This window comes from Bacillus sp. LSHTCR4 (genome assembly GCF_057197025.1).
Genome location: NZ_JBXUNO010000001.1, coordinates 69109 through 93404, shown reverse-complemented (window position 1 = coordinate 93404; position 24296 = coordinate 69109). Strand labels below are relative to the sequence as shown.

28 protein-coding genes and 2 pseudogenes are annotated in these 24296 nt (G+C 32.8%); 11 read left to right on the top strand and 19 right to left on the bottom strand.

Features of this window, described 5'->3' with window-relative positions:
• Positions 1–656: 656 nt before the first annotated feature.
• Positions 657–872: a hypothetical protein gene (locus AC2CGR_RS00445; RefSeq protein ID WP_033686203.1), complete on the top strand. Its 216-nt coding sequence runs from the start codon at positions 657–659 to the stop codon at positions 870–872.
• Positions 873–1021: 149 nt separating this feature from the next.
• Here the strand turns inward: AC2CGR_RS00445 and AC2CGR_RS00440 are convergent, their stop codons facing one another.
• The gene (locus tag AC2CGR_RS00440) at positions 1022–1303 is read right to left on the bottom strand and encodes an LCI fold-containing protein (protein WP_000473859.1); all 282 of its coding nucleotides are present in this window, start codon (positions 1301–1303) and stop codon (positions 1022–1024) included.
• A gap of 401 nt (positions 1304–1704) precedes the next feature.
• Here AC2CGR_RS00440 and AC2CGR_RS00435 point away from each other — a divergent pair, with 401 nt between their 5' ends.
• The gene (locus AC2CGR_RS00435; protein ID WP_000540371.1) at positions 1705–1815 is read left to right on the top strand and encodes a YjcZ family sporulation protein; all 111 of its coding nucleotides are present in this window, start codon (positions 1705–1707) and stop codon (positions 1813–1815) included.
• 153 nt (positions 1816–1968) lie between these two features.
• On the opposite strand, the gene AC2CGR_RS00430 is transcribed toward AC2CGR_RS00435, so the two are convergent.
• From AC2CGR_RS00430 to AC2CGR_RS00410, 5 genes and pseudogenes are all read right to left on the bottom strand, one after another.
• Positions 1969–3093 (bottom strand): HD-GYP domain-containing protein, encoded by a 1125-nt coding sequence (locus AC2CGR_RS00430; RefSeq protein ID WP_131101553.1) that lies wholly within the window; start codon positions 3091–3093, stop codon positions 1969–1971.
• A 391-nt stretch (positions 3094–3484) separates the two neighbouring features.
• Entirely contained in the window at positions 3485–3814 is a 330-nt protein-coding gene (locus AC2CGR_RS00425; RefSeq protein ID WP_270185425.1) for a 6-aminohexanoate hydrolase, read from the bottom strand.
• A 473-nt stretch (positions 3815–4287) separates the two neighbouring features.
• Entirely contained in the window at positions 4288–4434 is a 147-nt protein-coding gene (locus tag AC2CGR_RS00420; RefSeq protein ID WP_163254612.1) for a hypothetical protein, read from the bottom strand.
• Positions 4431–4589, bottom strand: a pseudogene (locus tag AC2CGR_RS00415) (tetratricopeptide repeat protein); the annotation flags it as partial. The pseudogene AC2CGR_RS00415 and the gene AC2CGR_RS00420, both read right to left, overlap by 4 nt.
• Positions 4590–5215: 626 nt before the next feature.
• The gene (locus tag AC2CGR_RS00410) at positions 5216–5605 is read right to left on the bottom strand and encodes a hypothetical protein (RefSeq protein WP_000940661.1); all 390 of its coding nucleotides are present in this window, start codon (positions 5603–5605) and stop codon (positions 5216–5218) included.
• Positions 5606–5896: 291 nt separating this feature from the next.
• Between AC2CGR_RS00410 and AC2CGR_RS00405 the strand changes: the two genes are divergently transcribed.
• Complete coding sequence (locus AC2CGR_RS00405; protein WP_087965698.1) at positions 5897–6448, top strand: DUF4352 domain-containing protein; 552 nt, start codon at positions 5897–5899, stop codon at positions 6446–6448.
• A gap of 121 nt (positions 6449–6569) precedes the next feature.
• Here AC2CGR_RS00405 and dhaK read toward each other — a convergent pair whose 3' ends face one another.
• Positions 6570–8321 (bottom strand): dihydroxyacetone kinase subunit DhaK, encoded by a 1752-nt coding sequence (gene dhaK / locus AC2CGR_RS00400; protein WP_484480416.1) that lies wholly within the window; start codon positions 8319–8321, stop codon positions 6570–6572.
• 178 nt (positions 8322–8499) lie between these two features.
• On the opposite strand from dhaK, the gene dhaS reads away from it, so the two are divergent.
• Both dhaS and dhaQ read left to right on the top strand, forming a co-directional pair.
• On the top strand, positions 8500–9066 hold the full coding sequence (dhaS, locus tag AC2CGR_RS00395; protein WP_087965702.1) for a dihydroxyacetone kinase transcriptional activator DhaS: 567 nt from the start codon (positions 8500–8502) through the stop codon (positions 9064–9066).
• Between the two features lie 19 nt (positions 9067–9085).
• Positions 9086–10084: a DhaKLM operon coactivator DhaQ gene (dhaQ, locus tag AC2CGR_RS00390; protein ID WP_484480415.1), complete on the top strand. Its 999-nt coding sequence runs from the start codon at positions 9086–9088 to the stop codon at positions 10082–10084.
• Positions 10085–10197: 113 nt separating this feature from the next.
• On the opposite strand, the gene AC2CGR_RS00385 is transcribed toward dhaQ, so the two are convergent.
• The 6 genes from AC2CGR_RS00385 to AC2CGR_RS00360 all read right to left on the bottom strand — a co-directional run bounded on the left by AC2CGR_RS00385 (position 10198) and on the right by AC2CGR_RS00360 (position 14239).
• Positions 10198–10851, bottom strand: coding sequence for a DUF2306 domain-containing protein (locus AC2CGR_RS00385; protein ID WP_484480414.1), 654 nt, complete (start codon positions 10849–10851; stop codon positions 10198–10200).
• 233 nt (positions 10852–11084) lie between these two features.
• Positions 11085–11720, bottom strand: coding sequence for a hypothetical protein (locus tag AC2CGR_RS00380; RefSeq protein ID WP_484480413.1), 636 nt, complete (start codon positions 11718–11720; stop codon positions 11085–11087).
• Positions 11721–11861: 141 nt separating this feature from the next.
• The gene (locus AC2CGR_RS00375; RefSeq protein WP_087965710.1) at positions 11862–12497 is read right to left on the bottom strand and encodes a VanZ family protein; all 636 of its coding nucleotides are present in this window, start codon (positions 12495–12497) and stop codon (positions 11862–11864) included.
• 312 nt (positions 12498–12809) lie between these two features.
• A complete protein-coding gene (locus AC2CGR_RS00370) occupies positions 12810–13181 on the bottom strand; it encodes an ATP synthase subunit I (protein WP_087965712.1) in 372 nt (123 codons plus the stop codon).
• 22 nt (positions 13182–13203) lie between these two features.
• Positions 13204–13788: a CDP-diacylglycerol--serine O-phosphatidyltransferase gene (gene pssA, locus AC2CGR_RS00365; RefSeq protein WP_131101550.1), complete on the bottom strand. Its 585-nt coding sequence runs from the start codon at positions 13786–13788 to the stop codon at positions 13204–13206.
• Positions 13781–14239, bottom strand: coding sequence for a MarR family winged helix-turn-helix transcriptional regulator (locus AC2CGR_RS00360; RefSeq protein ID WP_087965714.1), 459 nt, complete (start codon positions 14237–14239; stop codon positions 13781–13783). Before AC2CGR_RS00360 ends, pssA begins: the two co-directional genes overlap by 8 nt.
• Before the next feature lie 426 nt (positions 14240–14665).
• Between AC2CGR_RS00360 and AC2CGR_RS00355 the strand changes: the two genes are divergently transcribed.
• Both AC2CGR_RS00355 and AC2CGR_RS00350 read left to right on the top strand, forming a co-directional pair.
• Entirely contained in the window at positions 14666–14932 is a 267-nt protein-coding gene (locus tag AC2CGR_RS00355) for a YmzC family protein (protein WP_277479598.1), read from the top strand.
• Positions 14933–15083: 151 nt separating this feature from the next.
• A complete protein-coding gene (locus tag AC2CGR_RS00350) occupies positions 15084–15194 on the top strand; it encodes a YjcZ family sporulation protein (RefSeq protein WP_000505679.1) in 111 nt (36 codons plus the stop codon).
• Positions 15195–15314: 120 nt separating this feature from the next.
• Here the strand turns inward: AC2CGR_RS00350 and AC2CGR_RS00345 are convergent, their stop codons facing one another.
• Both AC2CGR_RS00345 and AC2CGR_RS00340 read right to left on the bottom strand, forming a co-directional pair.
• Positions 15315–15869 (bottom strand): HPP family protein, encoded by a 555-nt coding sequence (locus AC2CGR_RS00345; RefSeq protein ID WP_098603873.1) that lies wholly within the window; start codon positions 15867–15869, stop codon positions 15315–15317.
• Positions 15870–15985: 116 nt separating this feature from the next.
• Entirely contained in the window at positions 15986–16570 is a 585-nt protein-coding gene (locus AC2CGR_RS00340; RefSeq protein ID WP_071723679.1) for a CGNR zinc finger domain-containing protein, read from the bottom strand.
• Positions 16571–16764: 194 nt separating this feature from the next.
• Between AC2CGR_RS00340 and AC2CGR_RS00335 the strand changes: the two genes are divergently transcribed.
• From AC2CGR_RS00335 to AC2CGR_RS00325, 3 genes are all read left to right on the top strand, one after another.
• A complete protein-coding gene (locus AC2CGR_RS00335) occupies positions 16765–17076 on the top strand; it encodes an ArsR/SmtB family transcription factor (protein WP_060629779.1) in 312 nt (103 codons plus the stop codon).
• A 294-nt stretch (positions 17077–17370) separates the two neighbouring features.
• On the top strand, positions 17371–18546 hold the full coding sequence (locus AC2CGR_RS00330; RefSeq protein WP_484480412.1) for an MFS transporter: 1176 nt from the start codon (positions 17371–17373) through the stop codon (positions 18544–18546).
• Positions 18547–19103: 557 nt separating this feature from the next.
• The gene (locus AC2CGR_RS00325; protein ID WP_484480411.1) at positions 19104–20513 is read left to right on the top strand and encodes an alpha/beta hydrolase family protein; all 1410 of its coding nucleotides are present in this window, start codon (positions 19104–19106) and stop codon (positions 20511–20513) included.
• A gap of 346 nt (positions 20514–20859) precedes the next feature.
• On the opposite strand, the gene AC2CGR_RS00320 is transcribed toward AC2CGR_RS00325, so the two are convergent.
• Positions 20860–21102 carry a hypothetical protein gene (locus tag AC2CGR_RS00320; RefSeq protein ID WP_141524594.1) on the bottom strand — a complete coding sequence of 81 codons (243 nt, stop codon included), beginning with the start codon at positions 21100–21102 and terminating at the stop codon, positions 20860–20862.
• Positions 21103–21300: 198 nt separating this feature from the next.
• Here AC2CGR_RS00320 and AC2CGR_RS00315 point away from each other — a divergent pair, with 198 nt between their 5' ends.
• The gene (locus AC2CGR_RS00315; protein ID WP_000540377.1) at positions 21301–21426 is read left to right on the top strand and encodes a YjcZ family sporulation protein; all 126 of its coding nucleotides are present in this window, start codon (positions 21301–21303) and stop codon (positions 21424–21426) included.
• A 650-nt stretch (positions 21427–22076) separates the two neighbouring features.
• Here AC2CGR_RS00315 and AC2CGR_RS00310 read toward each other — a convergent pair.
• The 3 genes and pseudogenes from AC2CGR_RS00310 to AC2CGR_RS00300 all read right to left on the bottom strand — a co-directional run.
• Positions 22077–22189, bottom strand: a pseudogene (locus AC2CGR_RS00310) (IS6 family transposase); the annotation flags it as partial.
• Positions 22190–22456: 267 nt separating this feature from the next.
• A complete protein-coding gene (locus AC2CGR_RS00305) occupies positions 22457–22849 on the bottom strand; it encodes a hypothetical protein (protein ID WP_002150736.1) in 393 nt (130 codons plus the stop codon).
• Between the two features lie 26 nt (positions 22850–22875).
• Positions 22876–24075: an MFS transporter gene (locus AC2CGR_RS00300; protein ID WP_270185432.1), complete on the bottom strand. Its 1200-nt coding sequence runs from the start codon at positions 24073–24075 to the stop codon at positions 22876–22878.
• Positions 24076–24296: the final 221 nt, after the last annotated feature.

Sequence of the window (24296 nt, the reverse complement as noted above, 5' to 3'; positions counted from 1 at the left end):
AGGTAAGAGTTACTCTTTGCCATTTTAGAAAAGGTTCTGTTGGAGACAGCAGGATCTTTTTTCATATAGAGATAGTTTTGCTGAATTTTTCACCACTAACCACAAAAAACATCTTGTAATCATCATATATCGAATTAATATACCGAGAGAGAATCAAATACCAGTTACACTAGAACTTATTCTTATAGCAATTAGTGTGTTGGCTATTTAATAAAATAATTTCAAAAAACTAGGAAAAGAACGAAGAATTCCTTCGAATAAAACTCAATATTATGTCCATAATGTTGATAGGCTGTATGCCAAAACCCATTTAGTTTTCTCTGTATCTCCTTGTATTGAGCAGTTAGCCCTTGCTAGCTGCTCTTTTATTTGTAACCTTGTTAGACAAGTTTTCATATAATGTAGTCATTCCTTTCTTATAAATTAGGCTCGTCACTTGAATTATAGAAATGGGATTATATCCTATAACATTTTCAGGAATCATCCATATTTTATTTCTGAAAAAGTGCTTTGTTTTGCTGAAGGTGGTTGCGGAAACAACCGCCTTTTTATTTATGGCAAAATGAAATTTCTATTACGATTCATTACAAAGTATGTTATTACTGGTACAAGCTGGTATAATAAATACAGATCAAACATTGAAAGGAAATATGACAATGAAAAGATATTTCAACTTCATTTCACTTTTCTTAACTGTACTTGTAATAATTAATCTTACAAATATACATACGAAGTACCAATTCTTTATAGGTGCATCTATAGCACTATGTTTAACTATTCTTTCTACAAATGAAATTATAAAATTCCTTGCTACTAGTAGCTTGTTACTTTACGGATTTGCCGCTTTTACTTTTTTAAGTATTGCTTGCTAACTTTCAATTTCACTACAATAATATAGAGGCACATACGATTTTTTCTTTGTTTATGGGTTCTTACGTAATAGTAAGAACCCTTTTTTATCGAGAATCAGTTTAAAAACTAAAAATAAAAGAACCTCATTAAATGAGGTTCAAAAAATCTACTATTTTAAATTGCCTTCATAAAAAGCAACTCCATTTTGAACATGTTTTAAATACCATGTAATCGTCCCGCCACAAACATTTTCAGTAAAACTATTAGCATATACTCCATTTGAGTAATAAAGAGTTCTTTTGAATTTACCATTAGAATACTCATAAGGAATTGAGCATGTTGCTTGCTTCGGAGAGCTCACAGCTTTTTGCGTATCAGCTGAAGCTGCCCCAATTCCTCCTGTTAATGCAATACCAGTTGCCAATACTCCTACTACTAATTTCTTGAACATAATAAATCCCCCTTTAATAGTTTTTATAGCTTACAACTTAAATGTATCACTTTTGTAATTTATGTAAATATATTGAATATTTATAAATATTTATTTAAATTTTATCAATATTGGAATTTTATTTTATCAAATGGAAAATAGAGGGAGATAAAAGTATGCAACAATGCATAATAAATCAATCGGATATTATGATATACTCACAAAGAGCTGATACAAAATTTCTTTAGATTGGAAAACAAAAGTCTTATCTACCTAAAAGGAAGGCGCCTAATGGCGTCTTTTCTTTATTTCCAAAAGGACCTGCTCCATTCATTCTTTCATACATAAGGTAAAGTGAACCCATTAAAATCCATGGAATGAACCCTAGTTTTACCCTTTTATCTAAAGGAGGCACTAATGTTATGGGATATGGTGGTAGTTGCGGCGAAGGCTGCGGTTTCGCTGGAGGATTTGCTTTATTAGTTGTATTATTTATTCTCTTAATCATTATCGGATGCAGTTGTTTCTGCTAAAAAACTATTAGAAAAGGTACCTATATATAGGTACCTTTTCTTTATATGCCTTATTCATTATCTAGTTCCAAACTTTCATCACGATTGGATTCGGGGTTTTCATTTTCCGCATTCATCATACCTCAAATATGAATCGATTTCAGACATGAGCTTTTAACGAAAAGAATTTGGGACCATTTTTTCCCACAAAGGAAATACCTTTTTGAAAACCTCTACTATAGAAGGATCAAATTGCGTACCAGATCCTTCTATAATACGTCTATAAGCTTCTTCAGGAGATAGAGCCGGACGATATGCTCTCGAAGAAGTCATTGCATCGAATGCATCTGCTATCGCAACAATTCTTGCGCATAATGGTATTTGATTTCCTTTTAGTTTTTTGGGATAGCCCTTTCCATCCCATCTTTCATGATGCGAAAGAATTATGTCTTCACTACCTGCTATTAAAGATATATTTTTAAAAACTTCTAATCCTAATTGCGGGTGTGTCTTAATAATAGTATATTCTTCTTCTGTAAGAGAAGATGCTTTCTTTAAAACTTCATCCGGAATACCTATTTTCCCTATATCATGTAATAAACAAATAAAATGAAATTGTTTTAAAGAATTATCATCATATTCATTTGTTTCTTTAGCAAGAATCGTAGCATAATTAGCTACACGTTCACTATGTCCTTTCGTATATTGATCCTTTAATTCCATTATCCTCATTATCGATAAAGCTGTTTCTTTCATTTGTTTTTCATAGGATGCTTTGATTTTTTGTACTAAAAATTTTAATGAAAGAAATACAAAAAATGACGTAACAAAAATTGTTAGAAACAATAATATTAATGATATTGGATAGTTAATTTCAAAATAATAAATAGCAATTAAAAATCTACATATCATACAAATAGATACCGATAGAAGATAATAAATACTTAAAAATAAAGGTGCAGAAATTACTAAGAAGCACTCTAAATAAGGGATATGTAAAGAAGCACCTGGATTACGTATAAACATAAGGTCGTATGCCAAAAGATAAATAATACTAATGCCGAGAAAAATATATTTTGTAAACATTTGTTTATTCATTTTGTGTAAATACTTATTATATAAAAAAAGTGAAGTGAAAATAAATAAAAATACGAGTTCAAATAAAAGCTTCTGTAGTGTAAAATCCTTTCTAAGAATAAAATGTTGATAAATATTATCAAACAAAAGAGTACTACAGGGAATAAATAGAAACATATTTATCGGTTCTTTCGTTTCAATATTTTTAATCCCTTTAATCATTTTACACACCGCCAAACCTTTTTAATAAAAAAATAAGTTCATATAGATATTATTAATAATATCCAAGAATAGATAATAGTGCAAAAAATACCCTTTCTCATAACCTATAAACGGAGTACCGTCAGCATTTTAAAAAAATAATCACGCTAAGAGTATGCAAGATTTCATACAATTTTTCGACTCATTCAGTAACAAACAAGAACCCTAAACACACAATTTATTAAGAGATGAATAGGGTTATAGAAAAGAAAAAGGCGAATTCCTTTTGAGAGTAGGAATTCGCCTTTTTCTTGCTACCGATAATGAGACGTTATATTAACCTCATATGTATAGAATATACAGTAAACTAAAAATGAAAAGTTTACATTTTTTATTGTTTCTTATAAGTGAACTATTTATATTCCTGTCTATATAATTTAAACGAATAAATAGCTCCAATGAAAAATACAAAGGCTTCAAATAATATAAAGATTTGACGGAAATTCTCGATATCTTTACCAACTAGAGAAATAAATATAGCATTCATTAAAATTTGAGTAGTAAACATACAAGAAATAATTTTAAAATAAATAGCATTTGTTCTTTCATCTGGTTTACCAATTTTTTTGTAAATGATTATAAGTGCAATTACTGAACCCAAAAATAGAAGTGCTGTAAGTCCTACAACGATATTGAAATTGCCTGTACTTTCTAACATCCATTTATTTAATAGATCAATCATTATTATCTTCCTTTCCTACATAAGAGAATATTTCGTTCTTCTTTTTCACTATAATAAAAAAAGAAAAAGGAAAACATCGAACTTTCTTACAAACATTCGTGTATTCTTACAATTTTGTCATTTTGTAAATGTATGCATCGCCTTTCCTTTCGTTATTTTCTTTGGAAAACATAGTGAATTACACATTTCAAACTTCTTTTAACTAAAATAATAAAAGTACATATTATTATTTTAATATTTTAAAAAACTCCAACGAACAATCTAAAGTTTCTTATTCAAATACTTTAGGCTCCCTTATCTTAGGGCATCATTCATGGCCTATCGATTTAATATTTGGAAGTATATACAAATACCCTAAACAAAAAATTAATTTGGGGTATTTGCTTTTCTTAGCTTGATAGCGATGCCCTGCTATTTAACATCAAAAAAACCTCGCTATTAATAACGAGGTTTTCCGTCACAAAACTTTATCTTCAACCAGTATTCCCATGTGCATATTGAACGATGACATCTTTAATAAATTGAGAAGATTCCTGATGATTGACCGAATTATGAGACACATTCAAAAATAACGTAAGAGCCGTGACAACACCAACTAAGATAACACTTATTTTTTTCATTTTAATGCCTCCTTTTTAAAAACCTCTTCACTCGCTTTATGGCTAGTGAAGAAATAATAACTCGCTTTTTCAAAGTTATGTTCTTTATGGAATAGAACCGCTAGTACTTCAGTATATTCTTTCACGTATTCCCAAAGCTTCTCTCTTTCGAAATATACCAGGCATTTAACAGTTCAGTAACTTTGTTATTTACGGTAGTTTGAACATTCAATTTACACCCCCCTTTTTCAAAATTATCTATATACTCTTTTCCTCATACTACCATACAACATTACCTCTTAATATCTTCATAAACTTGAGATAATTTTTACAGAAAATCCAGAAATACATTCATTTAGCTAACGTTTATTTTAAACAATTAATGGATATTTTTTAAAGAGGTAAAGTTAATATAGATCAACTACATAACGCAAAGAAAATGTTTTATTTCATAAAAAAAGGCTCCATTGCTGGAGCACTCAAAAATAAAATAAGTAAATGAATTAAAACAAATAACAGACGATTTAACTATATAGATCAGACATAAATAAATCTATATATATGTAATATTGCATATCGAAGCTTATTTATTGATGCTATAATAGGCTTACTCGATGATTGTTATATTTTTTTATGGTTTTTAAGCAATATGATACCTTCTTAACACCAAGTGTACAAGTAAGAGAAGACATCTTAATCGATGTCTTCTCTTACTTGTATAATAACAACACCATAAAATTATGATGATTCAAGCTGCAGGATGGCACCTTGATATGATAATAAAGAATACATCATCACGTTGTCAGCAAGCAAAAGTGTATTCTGCATTTCTGAAAACAGTAGATGGCAGATTGTGCCCTACTGAATCTGCTAAGAAAGAATATACAAGCACATCCTTAACATCCTCTTTATTTCCACTAATTGTGACATCAAGAAAATCTTCTATTTGGAATTCTGGAGTAAATAACACAATCTTAGTTGTTCTGTTCGGTTCTAAAGAAACAAAAGTACGAGAGATTTCAACTAATTCATTTTGAGTTGGGAAAAAAGTGTTTCGACTTCTCTTAACAGTTACCGTTACATTACTAGTATGACAGCGTGAATCATTGTTTAACATAATGTTGAGAGCAGTTGGAATAATCCCATTTTCAGAAACGGGAACTCGAAACACTCCAGTAGATTTATGAGCCATATCATCACATCCTTTCGAAATAAAATATATTTACAATATATTAGATGCAAAAGACGTTCATTTTGATAGGGACAAATTATATGATTAATATATTTATAATACCCCTCGGTATTACTAAGCCAATGTTTTAACAGATTAACAAATATCGCGAGAACCAATCGAATGTATATTAAAAGCAAAAAGAATAAGTTGTCTAAAAGATCACCTATTTTGAGCCAATAATGAGACATTATGTTAATCTTATATGTATAGCTGCACAAATTGAGAAACTTAAGGAGACAGATAAATTTTATGAGAAAATTATCTATATTACTTACTTTCATTCTAGTATTAGTCAGTGTTACGGCTGCTTGCACACAAGATAAAACAGATAGTGCCGTTGAAAATGGTCCAATAGAAGAACCAACCGTAAAAAATGAAAATGAAGAATTAATAAATTTTGAAGAAAAAGAAGATATGAGCCGCTTGGAACAAGGTATTTTATTAGTTGGTGAGAGTGTTAAGGGAGGCTATTACTTGACCGCCGTTCAAAGTGCATATTTAAATGCTAGCAACGATTCCGTAGTTGTTAATGTCTCTGTAAAAAATGTACGAGGTCAAACGATTGGACTATCAGAATTAAAATATAACTTAAAAGATGAAAAAGACGGAAAGACCTATAAAGGAACGGTGCTTGATCAAAGCCCTTCTGATATACAAGTTAAACCAAATGAAACGGTAGAATTGAAAATAGCTTTTGAAGTACCAGGTACCGTAGATGAATATATGTTTTATATTGAAAGCTCTTTAGACCCTCTAGAAACATACTGGAAAATTGATAAGCTGCAATCACAAACAAACTAAGTCTAAAATACAATTTGATTGAAGAAATCTCTCAAATAAGCAAAAAGTAACGAAAGAAGTCTTCTACATATCAACTACAGAAAAACCCCTCCACCTTAAGGCAGAGGGGACTTTACAATTCCTATTTCAAACTACCCGCAATCTCCGTAAAGATAACCCCAAGTGCATGCGCACCTGCATCTGGATATCCTAAACTTCTTTCACCAACTGTGCCGGCGCGGCCCATGCGAGCTACGATTTCTTTCGTATACTCTGCGCCTTTAACTGCTGCTTCTGCACCTTTTTCAAAGGCAGTTTTCATATCTTCTTCGTTTGAAGCGCTAGCTAACCAAGAGTCTACACATGGAGCAAGTGCGTCAACAAGTGTTTTGTCACCAACTACCGCTCCTCTGCCGAATGATCTTTCACCGATCGATTGTATGCCTTGCAGTGCTGCTTGCAACATTTCAGCGAATTCTTTCACTGTTAGCTCACGTTTTTCGCCTGCTGCTTTACTAGCTGCGCGGAATGCACCGCCCCAAATTGGACCAGATGCGCCGCCGCAATGTTCCATAATAATCATGGAACAACCGTCAAGGAATGATCCGATTGTTACGTTTTCTTGTTCTACGATAGAATGCCACTCACGTTTTAATTGCTTAAATCCTTTTGCCACACTCATTCCAAAGTCGCCGTCACCTGCATGCGTGTCTAACTCACAGAATGGTACTTCATTTTTAATAATAATATCGCTCATTTTATCAACGAGATAAATCATGTTGTTTAATGTAATAACATTATCTTTAATCACAGCGTGCTCTTCCGCTGTTTCTAGTTCAAATGAAACTTCCTTCTCTTCTGTCTCTTCAAGCACATTTACGTACTCTACACTTTCAACTGGTCCATCTACTTTAAATGCAGGTGTATTACATTCTTTCGATAGTAATGTTTTTAGCTCGTCATCTAGCTTCATCACTGTTAAAGACATACCAGCCATGTCGATACTCGTCATATAGTTGCCGACGAATACTCTATTGATTTTAATGTTTCTAGCAGCTAATTCTCTCGTAACTGCGTTGTTAAATAGGTAAAGTTCTTGCAGTGGAGTTCCGCCAAAACCATTAACTAGAAGTGCGATTTCCTCGCCGTCTTTTACTCCTAAATCTTTTATAAGATCGTTTGTCATACGGTTCGCTAGTTCATCAGCTGACATCGTTTTTTCACGTTTAATTCCTGGTTCACCGTGAATACCTACGCCGTATTCCATTTCATCTTCCGCAAGTGTGAAAGTAGGTGATCCACTCGCTGGAACGGTACAAGAAGTTAATGCTAAACCGATTGTGCGCACGTTAGCAGCTGCTTTTTCCGCTACAGCTTTCACCGCTCCTAAATCCATCCCTGCTTCCGCTGCTGCGCCGGCAATTTTATGGACTAAAATAACGCCCGCAACGCCGCGGCGTCCCACTGTATACAAACTATCTTCTACCGCAATATCATCGTCCACTTTTACGTAGTCGACCTCAATTCCATCTTCCGTCGCTAAATGCGCACCATTTTTGAAATTCATAATATCGCCGCTATAATTTTTAATAATTAATAACGTACCTTTTTTACTAGCTGTTTCTTTAATTGCTTGATATACCTGAATTTGTGAAGGTGACGCAAACACATCTCCGCACACTGCCGCATCTAACATTCCTTTTCCGACTAATCCTGCATGTGCCGGCTCATGACCACTACCGCCGCCACTAATTAATGTTACTTTATTTTCATTCATTTCTTTCTTCTTAATGACTTTATATTTTTTTAAAAGCTCAAGCTCTGGATGAGCCATAACCATTCCGTTGCACATTTCCATAACTAATGTTTCTGGTTTGTTTATAATCTTTTTCATTGTAGTTCTCCCTCAATTCCTTTAATATATTGTGATATATTTGAAATCTTCTTCTTACCAACCATGTTAAAATGAAAGCGTTTTATAGTAAACGGACAAAATGGACAATCTGTCTAAAGACACCGCTCTCATTTTTGAATAGGATTTTTATATTACTAACATTCTAGGGATGATTCAGATGACCTCTTCTATAATTTCTAAAAAAATAATCGCGAATTCATTGAAGTATTTAATGGAAACAGAGTCGTTTCATAAAATATCAGTGAGCGATATTATGTTACACTGTCAAATGCGTAGGCAAACTTTTTATTATCACTTTAAAGATAAATTTGAACTATTAGGCTGGATTTATAGAGAAGAAACGAAGGAAAACATTATCGACTTTCTCGACTATGAAACGTGGGAAAACATTTTCGATTTATTATTTGATTACTTTTATGAAAATCAAAAGTTTTACCGAAATGCTTTTAAAGTTATTGAGCAAAATTCGTTTAATCACTATTTATTTGAGCATACGAAAAACTTATATATGAAGATTATTGATGAATTATCTGTGAGCTGCGGATTCAGCCTTTCTGATGAGACAAAAAATACGATTGCCTCCTTTTATAGTCACGGCTTCGTTGGAACGATAAAAGATTGGATTGAAAGCAAATGCGAAGTAGATCCTTCCATTATGTCTTCTTTCATGAAAAATATGATAAACAATCAATTACTACTATTACTGGAGCAATCAGCAAAGTAATTAAAGGGTGGCAAAAGCAATGAAAAAAATTATGAATGATGTACAAAATATCGTTCAAGATATGATGCATGGCTTTTATTTTGAACATAACGACAAAGTAAATTACGACGAAACAAATAACATCATTTATGTAAAAGATATCGAGAAAATGAAGCAAGACGTCGCTATAATAAGCGGCGGTGGTAGCGGACACGAACCAGCTGATATTGGTTATGTAGGAAAAGGAATGCTTACAGCTGCAGTAAACGGCAGCATCTTCACTCCGCCTACAGTAGAACAAATCGTAGCAGCAACTCGTCTTATGCCACAAGATAAAAGCATTTTATTCATCATTAAAAACTTTAAAGATGACGTTGAGAACTTTCTAGCAGCAAAGCAAATTGCCAAAGAAGAAGGAAGACAAATTGACCATATCATCGTAAATGACGACGTTTCAATTGAAGATGATTCTTCGTTTAATAAAAGAAGACGCGGCGTAGCTGGTACTGTTTTCGTTCAAAAAATACTTGGCGCGGCGGCTCTTGAAGGTCACTCTTTAGAAGAACTAACTGCACTCGGCCGCTCTATCACCGAAAACTTACACACATTAGGAGTCGCCCTTTCACCTGCCAACGATCCAGTGAAAGGACAAGCTTCATTCACATTAAACGAAGATGAAGTCTTTTACGGCGTCGGTATTCACGGCGAAAAAGGTTACCGTAAAGAAGCACTATCCTCTTCTGAAATATTAGCGATTGAACTGATGAACAAACTAAAAAGTATTTACCGCTGGAGAAAAGGCGACAACTTCGCCATCCTTATTAACGGACTCGGTGCGACACCATTAATGGAACAATACATTTTCGCAAACGACATTCGCCGTTTGTGTGAGCTGGAAGGATTACAAGTTACATTCGTAAAGGTCGGTACACTGTTAACTTCTTTAGATATGAAAGGTGTTTCACTCAGTTTGCTTAAGGTGGAAGATTTGGATTGGGTGAAGTGGTTGAAGGAGAATACGGAAACTGCTAGTTGGTAATACAACTAAAAATAGGATGGCTTCAATTGGCCACCCTATTTTTATACGTAATTCAGCTATTAAAAAATTCAATCAATGAAGACTTCTGCCCTCAATATGACAGCAAATTCACATTAAAAATGTAAATCCTCATTTTCCTTATATTTTCCTTTATTAAGTCTTTTTCTTATGAATAATTCTGCGATAATTAAATTTGGTACCCACGCTAACCAAGCAATAATAGCGTAACTAAGTTCAAACCGCTCTATTCCAAATAGAACGATAAACAACGGTAGCCAAATTCTTAATGTAACTGCCGCAAAGGTTAAAGCGTAATTTCTAATCATCCAATTTCGATGGTCTTTCATTTTTTTATTCTTAACTCTCTGTAATGCTTGATATGCTGATGTTAGCCAAAATACGGATAACAAACCGAAACCCAGTTTCGCTACTAATCCTCCCGTAGCATAAAAGGATAGGTATAGTCCAGAAAGGCCTCCTAATAATATACCAACCATATAGATTCTCCCAATTATTCGATGACGGTTGATATTCCTTTCTCTAAATTTAGTCGATAATGTAAACGGACCAATTACTAATGCTACTATACTCGTTGTAATATGTATAAATAACATACTATACCAGAACTCACTTAATTTAGATCCATACATAAGCTTCGCTTTTACCAGCCCTGTTTGAAATCCATCCATAATAAAATATTGGACAACAATATAACCAGATACTAAAAGAGCAAAACAAGTAAATACAAACCAAATTTTCCTGTTCAAAATTTACTGCCTCCTTATTACATGAAGGAATTAGATTATACATTACTGTTCATTCTAGGGAAAAATAGAAAAGCCTTCTTTACTGATTTATTCAATACATTGTTTTTATAAACCGAATGACTTACATGGAACGACGAATAAAATATATGATATAAGGCCCTTATTCATGCATAAAAACCCTCAAGTATATCGTTCTATACTTGAGGGTTTACTCATCTATTTCTTCTCTTCTCTCATATTCTTAAATCCATAGTTAGCTCCTCTGTAATCTGCTCAAGATGGAAAAACCTTTTTATATAATGGATATCTGCCCATTTCTCTTCCCCACCAATAATAAATAATTCTTGCGCATCATGCATAAATGAAAAGCTTGGATAGAAACTGTCAGCCTTTATTTCCATCTCACCAGTACGATTACTGATAATCTTACAATCTGCTGAATAGCTTACTAACGTATAGAGAGAATCTTGTGCTGATTGAAAGAAATACTTCATAAGTGTAGTTATATCATCACCATTGGTAATGCACTCTTTAAAAAAGCTCGTATCCCTTTTCTTATTAGTAAAAACTAGCTCAAATTGAAATGTATTCTCCTCTAAGAATCCTTCAATAAATTCTCTACATAAATAAGTTTCAAATAACATATACATAGGAAACTTATTCATTACGCCTATAAATCCCTTAATGATTTCTTCAAATCCTGTATGCTGATTCCAATTCGTCCCCACTCCTATCATAATCGGATGATTTAAATAGATAGGATACGGTGATAACCCTTCATCACTTAACATATACACTCGTTTTTCATCTGTATGAAGATCTGGTTGAGACTCTTTTAGTAAGTATTGAGATAATTGAACACTTAACACATTTACACCTGCCTATCATATAATACATAAACTGTATCTATTAAGTTAGAAAAAGAGAATGCGCACTTCACATTTTATCGTGTTTGAGTGTAGAGAACTAGAATCATTTTATAAACGAAATCACGCAAAGGCATGATCACCTCACTGAAGGATGACAGGTCTTCCAAATAAAGCTGGATGATAAATTAACATCGCCCCTACAAATGAACACACTAAACAAAAAACAGCCTCGTATTTTATAACTAGAGAAGAATTGGTATCAAGCTTTTCCCCCTCTCTTTTACATATCATTTTAAAAGCTCTATATAATAAATACCCAATAATCGCCCCGAGGGTATTCGTAAATAAATCATCGATATCTGTAATTCTATTATTTAGTAATTGATTTAGCTCAATTGCCAATGAAAAAAGAAACCCTGCACATACGGTGTATTTTATTTTTCTAAAGTGCGGCCAAATAGTCGGTAATAAAAAACCGAACGGCATAAACAGTAAAATATTCAAAAGATACGTAGTACTACCCGCCGTATCAAATAGAGTCAAATTAATTTGATTTACACGAATCCACGTTTCATATCTACTTATATCCCATACAGTCGCGATTTGCGTCACCTTATACACAAGCGAAAGGTAAAATAGAAAAATATACACCCATAGAAAATGCCGAATAGATATATTGTTTTTCGCTTTAAAATAACATCCAATTTGAAATACAATACAAAACATAATTGTAAAAAAATACGTATACAAATAACTCATCAAAACTTCTCTATGCATGTGGAATCCCCTAACTTTACATTTTCATCTATTATTTAGAACATAGTTTAAGAATCGGTACTTTGTTCATATATTTAACCTTCTACTTTGTCTTCGAATATAGGGAATATATTAAAAATAAAAAATCCCCACTTCTTCATTTTCAGTCTCCTCCTTGATGTAACTTGTTTATAGGATAGGAAAAACTTTTAAAATAAAAAGTGGGGGAAATATAAAATTTTTCTTAAATTTTATGTTAGATTTTATTATTACTCTAATTACTAATCCGCTATTCGTTGTTAGGCAACAGTATGCTTAAACTTAGTTTTCACTTTATCCCTTCTCATCCCTCATACTGTAATACCCCAAATTAATAATAACCAAGAAATACCCACTCATAATTCCAGCAGCAAATGTCCACATGAATTCATGGTGTTCAATTTCATACATAATAATTGCGCCGAGAATTGCGGCTGCGAACCGGTTCATCATTCCGAGCATCGGTGCTTTTTCTTTTTTTACAATGCTATCTCCGAACTTTTCAATACGTCTTCCTAAAATCCAGGCGCAGTACATACTTACTAAAAGGCCAATGCTTATCCCTACGAACTGTGCTGAAAAAGGTGTCACAAGCCATCCCAATAACATTACGCCTAGCAAACAATATATTTGTATATTGAATGATCTTAATGCCATACGAATCATGTTATGCTCCTTACCTTTCTCATTAGTCCCATCTTTCGGACTTCAAACTTTCAGATATATCTTTTTTAAAATGAGGGAATTTGATTTTACTCACCATTAAATACGCGAGTACACATGTACCAAACGCCACGGAAACTGGATTATTCAAAAAGCATAAAATGAGAAGACACATTGCCGCGAATGGAATGGGCATGCCGATAAAGGTTGGGAGTTTGCTTTGCTGCGTGTTAAATCTCGCAAGCCGAAGCATTCCGCAAATACTATAAGCGAGCGCACATATCATCCCAATAGATTGCAAATCTTTTAAAGCTACACTATAGGCAAGAATAGACGGTGCCACGCCAAAGGTAACTAAATCCGCAAATGAGTCTAACTCTCCGCCAATTTCCGAAACAGCATCTAGTTTCCGAGCAACTAGGCCATCAAAGAAATCAAATAACATACCTGTAATAATAAAAACTGCTCCTAAATACATATCGTGAAAGAGAATAGCGTAAATAGCGAGAAGTCCACATACAAAGTTTGCTATCGTCATCATATTTGGTATGTAACTCATCACACGCTTCTCCTCCTTTCTACTCATTACCTCATCTAAGTTCTTACTCATTACAATCAAGATCCTTCTGTTTTTCTTCCAATATCACTTTATTTATTTCCTTTAACGTATCCGTCATTTGTTCTAAAGCACCGATATCGATTTTAGAAAAGTATTTTTCAATTAATACATCATCTAACTCAGACAACTGCTCCATATACTTACTACCATTTGGACCAAGTGTAAGGAAATACTCCCTTTTATTATTAGGATTTACTTGTTTTGAAATCATCTTCTGCTTTTCCAATTTCGATAACACTTGGCTCACAGCACTTTTCGATATATTAAAAGTAGTCGCAATGTGATTTGCTGTCGTGTTTTCATTTAAATGAATATGAAACAACATACTCTCTTGCTGTCCTGTAAGACCGTACTCATCTTTTAACTCCTGAAATAGTAAAATGTAGAATTCATTATAGGCTCGGTTCATTTCATTAATTATTTCTTTATACGTCCTAGTCATAGCACTCTTCCTCCATGCTTTTATTTCGCTTTTAATAGTTAAGTTAACTTAACTATATTATACCGTTATGTTTGTGTAAAGGGAAATCTAGCTCTATACATTCCTATAAAACAGAATAATGTATGCCCTTTTCCTTTTGCACTGCTTTTAATAGATCAAATTCAGAATAATACATCTATCATTCCGAATAAATAAACATAATAATTACAAAAATCCCATATAGACCCATTACTGGTTAAAATGTTATAATGAAATTACCCTACATAGTTACTCATATTCATACTGAGGAACTAGCGTCTTATTAAGCAATGCGCATAACTTAAATAAAAAAGACACTTTTTACAGTGTCTTTTTTATTTATATTCTATTCCTAAGAATTCTCTCTTTTACACACAAAATCTATTACATGACAAAGGAGACTATCAAATGGAGAATACTGTATCAAGAGAACTACGTAACATACGTATATGCCTTATCATCTTAATTATTGTCATTGCATTTTGGGACCGTGAGAAACCTGTGGAAATCACTGATCACGGTAGTGACCCTATCTTAAACACTAGCAATATGACCCAAGTTGGCGATAATACATTTGCCTATAAAGACGAATCTAATCAAATTAGAATATTTAAATTTGATCCGGATACAAATGAAATAAAGCTAATAAAAGAGTTTTATGCTAACGAATATTAATTACATACATGGAACAGAAGGCACCTAAAGGTGTCTTTTTTATTTTCAAAAGGACCTGCTCACATTCATGCGTCAAACATAAAGTAAATAGAATCCGTTAAAAAACACGAGTGACCCTTTGTTTTCCCCTCTTATTAAAGGAGGAACTATTATGGGATTTGGTGGTAGTTGCGGCGGAGGCTGCGGTTTTGCTGGAGGATTTGCATTATTAGTTGTATTGTTTATTTTATTAATCATCGTTGGAGCTGCTTGCTTCTGCTAAACAAACTATCGGAAAAGACACTCTTATATGGGTGTCTTTTCTTTGTAAACTAAAAAGTATATGAAATGAAGACATAGTAAAAAACGGGATACTTACTCAAATTGTTTTTCACCTTATTAACTATATCCAAAAAGTTGGATATCCCCTTTTACTACTCATATTATTAATAAATAAAGCAATAACTACAATAACAAGAGAACCAACTAAAACGGGTGTTACTAAATAACTCCAACTGTATGCCCCTAAAATAACGATAATTGGATCGGCCCCTGCCGGAGGATGTGTTGTTCTTGTTAACATCATAATAGCAATCGACATCCCAACTGCTAAAGCAATTGTCCAATATTCATTCCCAAACAAATGATATATTGATAGACCAATGAAAGTTGAAATCAAATGTCCTCCAATAATATTACGCGGCTGTGATAACGGTGCATTCCAAACTCCAAACGCTAATACACAACTCGCCCCAAATGGAGCCATTAGTAATTCTGTAGAAGTTATACTCGTTAGATATGTTAAGGTGAGAATTGTTAAAAATCCACCTAATAGTCCCGTCAAAGAGTCCTTTATGTTTACTTGTAACGGACTTCTTCCTTTCCCTTTCATTTTTGCAAAATATCGTACACTTATTGGTGGAGCCTCTTTCTGCTTAGCTGCTGTTATATTATCCATCATTCTCCTCCTTTATTTACCAATAATTATAATCCAAATAAACTAACCTGTAAATTATATTTTTAGCGGTTAGTTTAAAAATACAAAAAAAGAATCAACTTCTATAAGTTGATTCCCTAAACTTCTTCACATTTTCGATCCTGGAATTTTGCTACCTTTTTTCGGTTCCCACATATTTTCATAGAACACCATTTTCGTTTTCCACTTTTATCTATAAATAATAAAACACAGTCAGGGTTTGAACACCTTTTAAGAGAAATAAGCTTATTTTCTGTTATTAAGGTTAAAGCATCCAATGCAATTATCGATACAAGTACATCCTCAATTTCTCCAACTGGGACAGGTACTAGACGCTGTTCAATGAATTTATATGTAAAGGGTGCCTTCTCAATTTGTTTTTCTAAATACGTAATAAAATCATCCGAAATTTCGTGCTGATCGGCAATTGCCTCAAACTGTTTTCTCAGTAATTCTCTTAGCTCTAGTATGCTAGATGTAACTTGATTCATTCGCTCTTGAATTCCTATAAGTGTTTTTTCATTCCAAAAAGGAAGATTAACCTTTATTACATGTAGCCATTCTAATACATCTTCATCTGTTATTAATAAATCATAACGTTGTCCACGCCTAACTAACTCTGTATTCACTAAATCTAATGAGAGATTTCCAGATATAAGCGGGAATTGTTTTGTTTCCTGCATGTACTCATCACCTACTCTTTAAATAATCATATTCCAAATTCATACAGAAGTACAACTTTTTATAAATTCACATCTAGAAAAAATCCCCCTTACTAGAGCATCCCATTCACATTTAAAAGAATCTACATATACCTCCTTCCCTTAAAATCATCAAAACCCATTTACAAATCTATAAAAGTAGATATAATATCCTTATGGAACCTTCATTAATTTATAAAGCATTGTCAAATGAAACAAGATGTCAAATTTTATCATGGTTAAAAAATCCAGAAAACCATTTCGACGAAAAACCTTATTTAGAACAAGGAATTAATTTTCAGATTGGAGTGTGTGTAGGAGATATCCAGCTTAAAACTGGCTTAGCCCAATCGGTTATTTCTAGTTATTTATTAACTATGAAAAAGGCAGGGCTACTAGACTCTGATCGAATTGGAAAATGGACATACTATCGTCGAAATGAAGAAACAATACGGGCATTTTCTGAATATGTCCAAAACGAATTATAAAGTAAAAGCTACTAATCAAACTACCAATTGATTAGTAGCTTTCACACCTTCTGCTTTTTTACAGGTGTCCAATTACTCTTTTATAAAATTGCACTACCTATAAAAGCAAAAAACATAGAAAGGAGAAAATTTTTTAACATATCATATCTAGTTATTTAGATATCTGTTATTGTATTTAACATTACATAATTCTAATACTATTTACATCCAATCATACTTATAATAATGCTCATTTTCTTTGTTAATGAATCAACTTTATTTTCAAAATAATAATAAGAATGGAGATTTTTACAAATGAAAAAAGTAAATCCTTTACTTATTCTGACACTAGCAATAGGTGTGTTCGGAATTATTACTACCGAGATGGGTATTGTCGGTGTATTACCACAAATCACTCAGAAATTTGGTATTTCCACTGCACAAGCAGGATTTTTAGTAAGTATATTCGCGCTAGTTGTTGCTATTTCTGGTCCGTTTTTAATTTTGCTCGTCTCTAGTGTGAATCGAAAAATAATTTTATTAACAGCAATCTTTGTTTTTGTTATTTCAAATATAATCTACGCTTATACAACACAATTTGAAATCATGCTTATTTTTCGTATTTTACCAGCAGTTCTTCACCCACTCTTCTTTTCAATCGCTCTTGTAACTGCTGCTAAACTTGTCCCCCCTGAAAAAAGTGGTCAAGCAGTTACAAAAGTTTTTATGGGAATTACAGTTGGTTTTGCTCTAGGTGTACCATTAACCTCTTACCTTGCAGACCAGTTTTCACTAGAAATTGCTTTCTTATTCGGAGCGCTTGTTAACGCTCTTGCATTCATTGGAATATTAATCTCACTTCCTTCTATGCCTGTTAAAGAAAAAATGTCCTTTGGCAAACAAATTCGCATACTCGGAAAACCGGGATTATGGTTAAATATTTTAACCGTCACATTCCTTTTTGCGGCCATGTTTTCTGTATACAGCTACTTCGCCGAGTACCTTGCAAAAGTAACTTCTATGAATGGATCGCTCATCAGTATTATGCTATTTATATTTGGTATAGTTATGATTTTAGGCAATCAATTATTTGGTGGTCTCCTACAAAAAAGTATAGTAAATACAGTAATATCGTTCCCTATTTTATATTCTATTGTTTACATATTGGTTTATTATTTAGGCTCCTACCTTGTTCCAATGATTTTTATGGTATTCATTTGGGGAATCATACATGCCGGCGGATTAATTGTTGGTCAAACATGGTTAATAAGCGAAGCAAAAGAAGCACCTGAATTTGGTAATAGCCTATTCGTTTCATTCTCCAATCTCGGAATTACTTTAGGTACAACTATTGGAGGCTGGTTTATTTCAAACTTAGGTATTCACCAGCTTATTTGGAGTGGATTTATATTTATACTACTTTCATTTCTATTAATTATAATAAAAATAAAATTTTTCGCTTCTAATAATCAAGCATCATTATCAAGTTAATACATTTAGTAACGCCGTAAATTCTTCTTTCATTTTGGATTACATTCAAATATACAACCTATTTCCATCGGAATCTTTATATTGTTTTTCTCATTATTACAGGATATAAGTCTCCCATAAAGTGGAACTTTAATCAGCCGGGGCTTTGTCCACCCTCCACTGATTATTAGCCCGCAAATAGCGGGATACATAACCAAGTAAATTTTTATAAACTTAAACGTATGATACCCAAAGCCTTTAGCCATAATTACGACTAAAGGCTTTTTTGTATATAACTAAAAAGGAGCTGACTGTATGGAACATAATAAAAATGGAATACTTGCTTTAATCGTTTTATTTGTGGGACTCGCTTTTTTTGTTATCGGTATGGTTTATCATTTATGGGGAACGGTTTAAGAAAAAAGTACTCATATGAGTACTTTTTTCTTAATATGTCATCTGAAAACATTCTAAACTTACTTACATGCATACAATTATCAATGACGGTTATATAACCGGTAAGATTATAGATTAGCAATCTACATTTATATGATTAGGAAAGGAGCTAAAAACTGAAAATGTTAGAAATCATTTTTGTTGCTGTATTACTTTTGTCTAGCATCCAACTTATCTTTATCAAGCGCGGGTTGACGAAAAAGAATGTATTCATCTTAATAATAAATTACACATTCTTATTAGCCACCATCGTATTAATTGGCGCAAACTGGCGTATGATCCCTGCCTATTTCTTATTGTTCGTTTTAACATTACAAGTTTTTTTGAAACCAAAAACTACAGCTGTTTCTAAAAAGTTAGTGATGAACATTTTAAAAGGGTTAGGAATTATCGTAACTGCTATCGCAATGTTTACGCTACCCTTGCTTTTTCCGATCTTAACACTCCCAGAGCCTACAGGAAAATATACAGTAGGAACGAAAGCTTTTCATTTAATTGATACAAATCGAAAAGAAACCATTGTACCGAGTAGTAGTCATGGAAATCGTGAACTTATGATACAAGTATACTATCCTGCTGAAAAAGAATCTGGGAAACCTTCTGCCTACTTTGAGAACATAGACGCCCTCGCTGAACAATTGGGTGTAACAAAAGGTGCTCCGTATATCGTAACGACACATTTAGGGCTGACAAAAACACATTCTTATCAAGATGCTAAGCCACTTCAAGTTAAAGAAAAATTCCCACTCCTTTTATTCGGCCATGGGATGGAATTATACGGACAACAAAATACATTCCAGTTAGAAGAATTAGCTAGTCAAGGTTATGTAGTAATCGCTCTTAATTTCACAGGATACGCAGCAACAACAATTTTCCCTAATGGAAAACGTATAGATTCCGTACCAATTGAATTTACACCTAACGCTTTAAATAACATGGTTCGAAATTGGGAACAGGATACTACTTTTGTTTTAAACGAAGTAATAAAAGGCAATTTTGATAAAAACTTTACAGCCATTACAAATTTAATTGACGATGACAAAATCGGCATGTTAGGTCACTCTTATGGAGGAGCAACTGCCGCGCAAATGTTAATAAAGGATACTCGTATTAAAGCTGCAATTGATATGGACGGCGGATTGTATGGAGATCCAATGCCTAAAGACGGCCCTCAGAAACCATTCATGTTGATGAACGCTGAAGCTACCATTCAGTATATGAAAGAAGCGGAGAATCAAAAGACAGGTGGAATCCAAGATGAATTGTTTGAAATATCCTATTTAAGAAATAAAACCATTGAAAAACCTGGCGCGTACACAGTTGTAATTCCAAAAACAAATCATAATAGTTTTACAGATTTAGCCGCATTTTCACGTATTATTAATGAACCCGGTGAAGATGTAGCCGCAAATTATACACTCATTAATAAACTAGTAACTAGCTTCTTTGATCAAAATTTAAAAGGGATAAACGAAAATCATTTAGAAGAAATTCAGAAGCAATATCCTGAACTTCAGCTCATTAAACACTAAGAATCATTCATTTCCCTAGTCATGTAACCCCTCACTATGCTTGAGGGGTTTCTGCTTTAACACAATTATAAAAAAAGGCCCCATAACTGGGACGCTCAAAAAATAATATAAGTAAATGAATTAAAACAAATAACAGACAACTAAAATATATAAGATAAAAATTGTATAATTCACATATATGCAATATTACATAGAAAAATTTCATTATTACATGCTATACTAAAACAGGAGTCGACAATCGTTATTTTCTTCTTATTTTTAAAGCAATATAGATATACCTTCTTAATCATTTGGATTGTACAAGTAAAAGAAGACATCTTACTAGATGTCTTCTTTTCTTATATTTTTATGAATTCCTTTGAGCAGATGCTCTCCAAGCACGAAAAGATGTTGGGTGTCCAGAATGAGCTCTTTGCTTTGCAGCAACAGCTGGTTTTTCTTCAATAGTCTTTGGTTTTTCTTCCACAATCACTGATTTTTCTTCAAGAGTATTCACAGCTGTTTGCATTTTCTCCAGCTGTTCTTTTAAAGCTTGCTGTTCAATCTTTAAATCTGTAAGTAAACGTAAAATCATTTCAGAATTAGCCATAAAGATCCTCCTTCCCCCAATACACAGAATAAAATACAATATGTCATCAGCCGAATAGCGGTGACAAAAATAAGGTCGTCAACTCTTTTAAAATCTAAGCACCTTTATTTTTCAAAAGGACCTGCTCAAGATTATCCGTAAAAACATAAAGTGAATTAAATCCATTAATTAATGGTCTTTATGGAAGGAGGAGTTAATATGGGCTATGGCGGTAGTTGTGGTGGAGGCTGCGGTTTCGGCGGCGGTTTCGCTTTACTTGTTGTACTCTTTATTTTATTAATCATCGTTGGCGCTAGCTGTTGGGGCGGCGGATTCGGCTGCTAAAGGAAGGCACTCTTGAGAGTGTCTTTTTTTGTTTCATTTTTTCCCCTCCAAGCTGTATTAGTTCTTTTTAAAATGTAAGGTTTCTCATCTCATAGTAGCAAATGACTTATTTTTATATCGGCATATTTGATCGAAAGGTAATAAAGAAAAGACACCCTAAGGTGCCTTCCCCCAACTAGAACGGAGTACCACCCGCATTTTGGAACCCACCCACGCTAGGCAAAAAATAAAATGGGCTTACCATATGGACAGCTCATTTACATAACTTTCGAACTCGGAATTCAATGAATCTACTAGTTTAATCAGCTTATATGTTCTTGCCATAAAAAATCTTTAAAATGGTTTTATAATCTGGAATTTGTAACTTTAAGTATTGATTTATAAAGTTTTCGTTATCATATGGTACTTTTTTCAATTCAACAGAGCATCGCCCAGCATCAAAATTAACAATACCATATTGAGCGAATGGTTCATGGTTACATCCTAGTGAGCCTGAATTTAAAAAAGTTTTGTCCATTGTTTGAAAAACATGAACAGGATGATGATGCCCAAAGCAAATTAGTGTTTCTCCTCAGTAATTATTAATTAATAGAATTTTCGTTATGGGGAGATATTGATTTTTTAGGTTGATGGCGATGTATGGTGCCCCCTACTATGTTATTCAAGTACCTTTGTTGTCTAAGTTGCATACCATCATGCTTTTTTCTTTTTTTTACTGTTCAATTGCTATCGGATAAGCTGGATTCTTATCGACTGTTATAACTTAACAGTCTCTATGCTACCTAGCTTTATTACCGTATCGCATAACATATTATTAATTTTTGAGTACAATGATTGTTAATTAACAAAAAAACAGCACCTTTCATTAAGAGGTGCTGCAATATAAAGTAAAAGTAGACATTAGACACTTAGTGCACAGTAAATTGTCCTCAAAACAGTAATTACTGCAATACCTAGACTTGTCCTTTAGGAAAAAGAAACAATCTCGTCTAAAATTGACTTTGCATAATCTTAGCTTGATAGCGATACCTTATAATCCCTTAACTAGCATAACTGAAATTAATAGGGGAATTAAATTTGTTTGATACCCTTCTTCCTTACAAAGTGGTTGTATTAATTTATAATTCAAACTTATATCATTTTTTTCATAATCACATAACAGGTCGCGTTTATTTTTTATTTCACGTGAAAAATAGTACATTTTTTGCTTCCCAATTTCTTCAAAATATGATGATTCTATCAATCCATCCTCAACATAAAATTGTAATACTTCCGCGCTTTCTATTAAATCATGAATATTTGCCGATTTTACGGCCATGCCTAAAGATTTATACAAAATAGTATTACTATAAAATAATAGATTTACTCCTATTTCTCCAGCTGTACTTAGTCCCATATCCACCTTTTCATTTTGTATAATCATTTTATTTCTCCTTCGCTCTACCTTATTCAATTCAACTTATATTTCTGTTGATTTTGTAAATATTCATTTTTCATGACATAGATTAATACCACAAATCGAATGACAGCTATCATACTTATCAATAGAAATAGTGATTGATAACCAAAGTTTTCAACAATCAATGTAGAAATCAGCATAATAAATAAAGTACCTATTTGACTTAGAGATAGTAAACCTCCTAAAGTTTTTGCTTGATCTCCATCCGGAATCCTAATAAACGCTTCTTTTTCAGAAAGAGTTGATAATAGAGGGCTAGTTAAAGTAACAAAGGAAAAACTACATAAATATACTACAGAATTAGATGTGAATGTCATAATTAAAATACCTAAACTCATTAACGTCCCTGAGATAAATAAACCTTTAAATATATTCTTCGTAAACAATTTAGATCCTACTAAAAAATAGTTTGAAAGTATTGAACCTATACCTCCTATAAGCCAGAATAGTGTTATATCTCTTGAATCAAAATGAAACTCCTTAGTTAATGCATATATAGAGGTACTCATAATGATAGGCATAATCATTCCTTCCAGGAAAAAAATGATTGAAAAAGGTCTTACATTTGAATTAAAAGCCAAAGCCTTTAATCCTTCAAATGGACGTTTCTTTCTATTCTTCTCATCTTTTTTAGGTAAAGCATCTTTTATAGGAATATTTATAAGAAAAACGAAACATATAAAAAATGATAACGCATCTATTAAAATTGCATTTGTGTTCAATGTTGTAAATATTAATGGTCCCAGAGTAAAACCTAATGTCTTCGCTGTTACAATCCAGCCAGATCTTTGTCCCATTAACTTTAATAAGTTATCTTTCTTATATAGAGAGTTATACCAAGTTTTTTGACTTAGGCTTGTAAGTGCTCCAAGATATTGAGATATGATAGTTACTGGTATTAAAAAAACAAAGTATTCTTTTGTTAAACCCAAATACAATAATAGAATAACTATTATATTTAACATAAGAGCAGTCAATGTTACTTTTTTAGGGGAATATCTATCAATAAGTTGACTTCCAAATGCACCTACAAGAATACCAGCTATTGTTCCAGTAAAATAAAGTGCACCCGTAAAAAAATAAGAACCAGTAGATAAAAATGCAAACATCGGTAATCCAGACCATGTAATAGCTGTTCCTAAAGTATTTAATGTATCTGCACATATTAACCTATTCTTATATTGAACCATGTTTTTTCTCCTTTAATTAAAATGATACGAGGAGAGCCTCGTATCATTTGCATTTAGACAATAAAAATGTTAATTTAATGTTAATCTTATTGATTTATTTTAAGGGGCTCTTTATAGCAAGTTTCCATACTTTTCGCTCTTAAGGGCTCTTTATAACATGTCTCCATACTCTTCGCTTTTAACGGCTCTTTATAACATGTTTCCATACTCTTCGCTTTTAA

Excerpts from the sequence above, each read along its gene's own strand:
- AC2CGR_RS00435 (WP_000540371.1), top strand. The coding sequence starts at position 1,705 with ATGGGATATGGTGGTAGTTGCGGCGAAGGCTGCGGTTTCGCTGGAGGA.
- dhaQ (WP_484480415.1), top strand. The coding sequence starts at position 9,086 with ATGAAAAAAATTATGAATGATGTACAAAATATCGTTCAAGATATGATG.
- pssA (WP_131101550.1), bottom strand. The coding sequence starts at position 13,788 with ATGAGTAAGAACTTAGATGAGGTAATGAGTAGAAAGGAGGAGAAGCGT.
- AC2CGR_RS00355 (WP_277479598.1), top strand. The coding sequence starts at position 14,666 with ATGGAGAATACTGTATCAAGAGAACTACGTAACATACGTATATGCCTT.
- AC2CGR_RS00315 (WP_000540377.1), top strand. The coding sequence starts at position 21,301 with ATGGGCTATGGCGGTAGTTGTGGTGGAGGCTGCGGTTTCGGCGGCGGT.
- AC2CGR_RS00305 (WP_002150736.1), bottom strand. The coding sequence starts at position 22,849 with ATGATTATACAAAATGAAAAGGTGGATATGGGACTAAGTACAGCTGGA.
- dhaK (WP_484480416.1), bottom strand. The coding sequence starts at position 8,321 with ATGAAAAAGATTATAAACAAACCAGAAACATTAGTTATGGAAATGTGC.
- AC2CGR_RS00375 (WP_087965710.1), bottom strand. The coding sequence starts at position 12,497 with ATGCATAGAGAAGTTTTGATGAGTTATTTGTATACGTATTTTTTTACA.
- AC2CGR_RS00410 (WP_000940661.1), bottom strand. The coding sequence starts at position 5,605 with ATGGCTCATAAATCTACTGGAGTGTTTCGAGTTCCCGTTTCTGAAAAT.
- AC2CGR_RS00300 (WP_270185432.1), bottom strand. The coding sequence starts at position 24,075 with ATGGTTCAATATAAGAATAGGTTAATATGTGCAGATACATTAAATACT.
- AC2CGR_RS00330 (WP_484480412.1), top strand. The coding sequence starts at position 17,371 with ATGAAAAAAGTAAATCCTTTACTTATTCTGACACTAGCAATAGGTGTG.
- AC2CGR_RS00430 (WP_131101553.1), bottom strand. The coding sequence starts at position 3,093 with ATGATTAAAGGGATTAAAAATATTGAAACGAAAGAACCGATAAATATG.
- AC2CGR_RS00345 (WP_098603873.1), bottom strand. The coding sequence starts at position 15,869 with ATGGATAATATAACAGCAGCTAAGCAGAAAGAGGCTCCACCAATAAGT.
- AC2CGR_RS00335 (WP_060629779.1), top strand. The coding sequence starts at position 16,765 with ATGGAACCTTCATTAATTTATAAAGCATTGTCAAATGAAACAAGATGT.
- AC2CGR_RS00340 (WP_071723679.1), bottom strand. The coding sequence starts at position 16,570 with ATGCAGGAAACAAAACAATTCCCGCTTATATCTGGAAATCTCTCATTA.
- AC2CGR_RS00420 (WP_163254612.1), bottom strand. The coding sequence starts at position 4,434 with ATGAAAAAAATAAGTGTTATCTTAGTTGGTGTTGTCACGGCTCTTACG.
- AC2CGR_RS00360 (WP_087965714.1), bottom strand. The coding sequence starts at position 14,239 with ATGACTAGGACGTATAAAGAAATAATTAATGAAATGAACCGAGCCTAT.
- AC2CGR_RS00405 (WP_087965698.1), top strand. The coding sequence starts at position 5,897 with ATGAGAAAATTATCTATATTACTTACTTTCATTCTAGTATTAGTCAGT.
- AC2CGR_RS00350 (WP_000505679.1), top strand. The coding sequence starts at position 15,084 with ATGGGATTTGGTGGTAGTTGCGGCGGAGGCTGCGGTTTTGCTGGAGGA.
- AC2CGR_RS00445 (WP_033686203.1), top strand. The coding sequence starts at position 657 with ATGAAAAGATATTTCAACTTCATTTCACTTTTCTTAACTGTACTTGTA.
- AC2CGR_RS00325 (WP_484480411.1), top strand. The coding sequence starts at position 19,104 with ATGTTAGAAATCATTTTTGTTGCTGTATTACTTTTGTCTAGCATCCAA.
- AC2CGR_RS00320 (WP_141524594.1), bottom strand. The coding sequence starts at position 21,102 with ATGGCTAATTCTGAAATGATTTTACGTTTACTTACAGATTTAAAGATT.
- dhaS (WP_087965702.1), top strand. The coding sequence starts at position 8,500 with ATGACCTCTTCTATAATTTCTAAAAAAATAATCGCGAATTCATTGAAG.
- AC2CGR_RS00440 (WP_000473859.1), bottom strand. The coding sequence starts at position 1,303 with ATGTTCAAGAAATTAGTAGTAGGAGTATTGGCAACTGGTATTGCATTA.
- AC2CGR_RS00425 (WP_270185425.1), bottom strand. The coding sequence starts at position 3,814 with ATGATTGATCTATTAAATAAATGGATGTTAGAAAGTACAGGCAATTTC.
- AC2CGR_RS00370 (WP_087965712.1), bottom strand. The coding sequence starts at position 13,181 with ATGATTCGTATGGCATTAAGATCATTCAATATACAAATATATTGTTTG.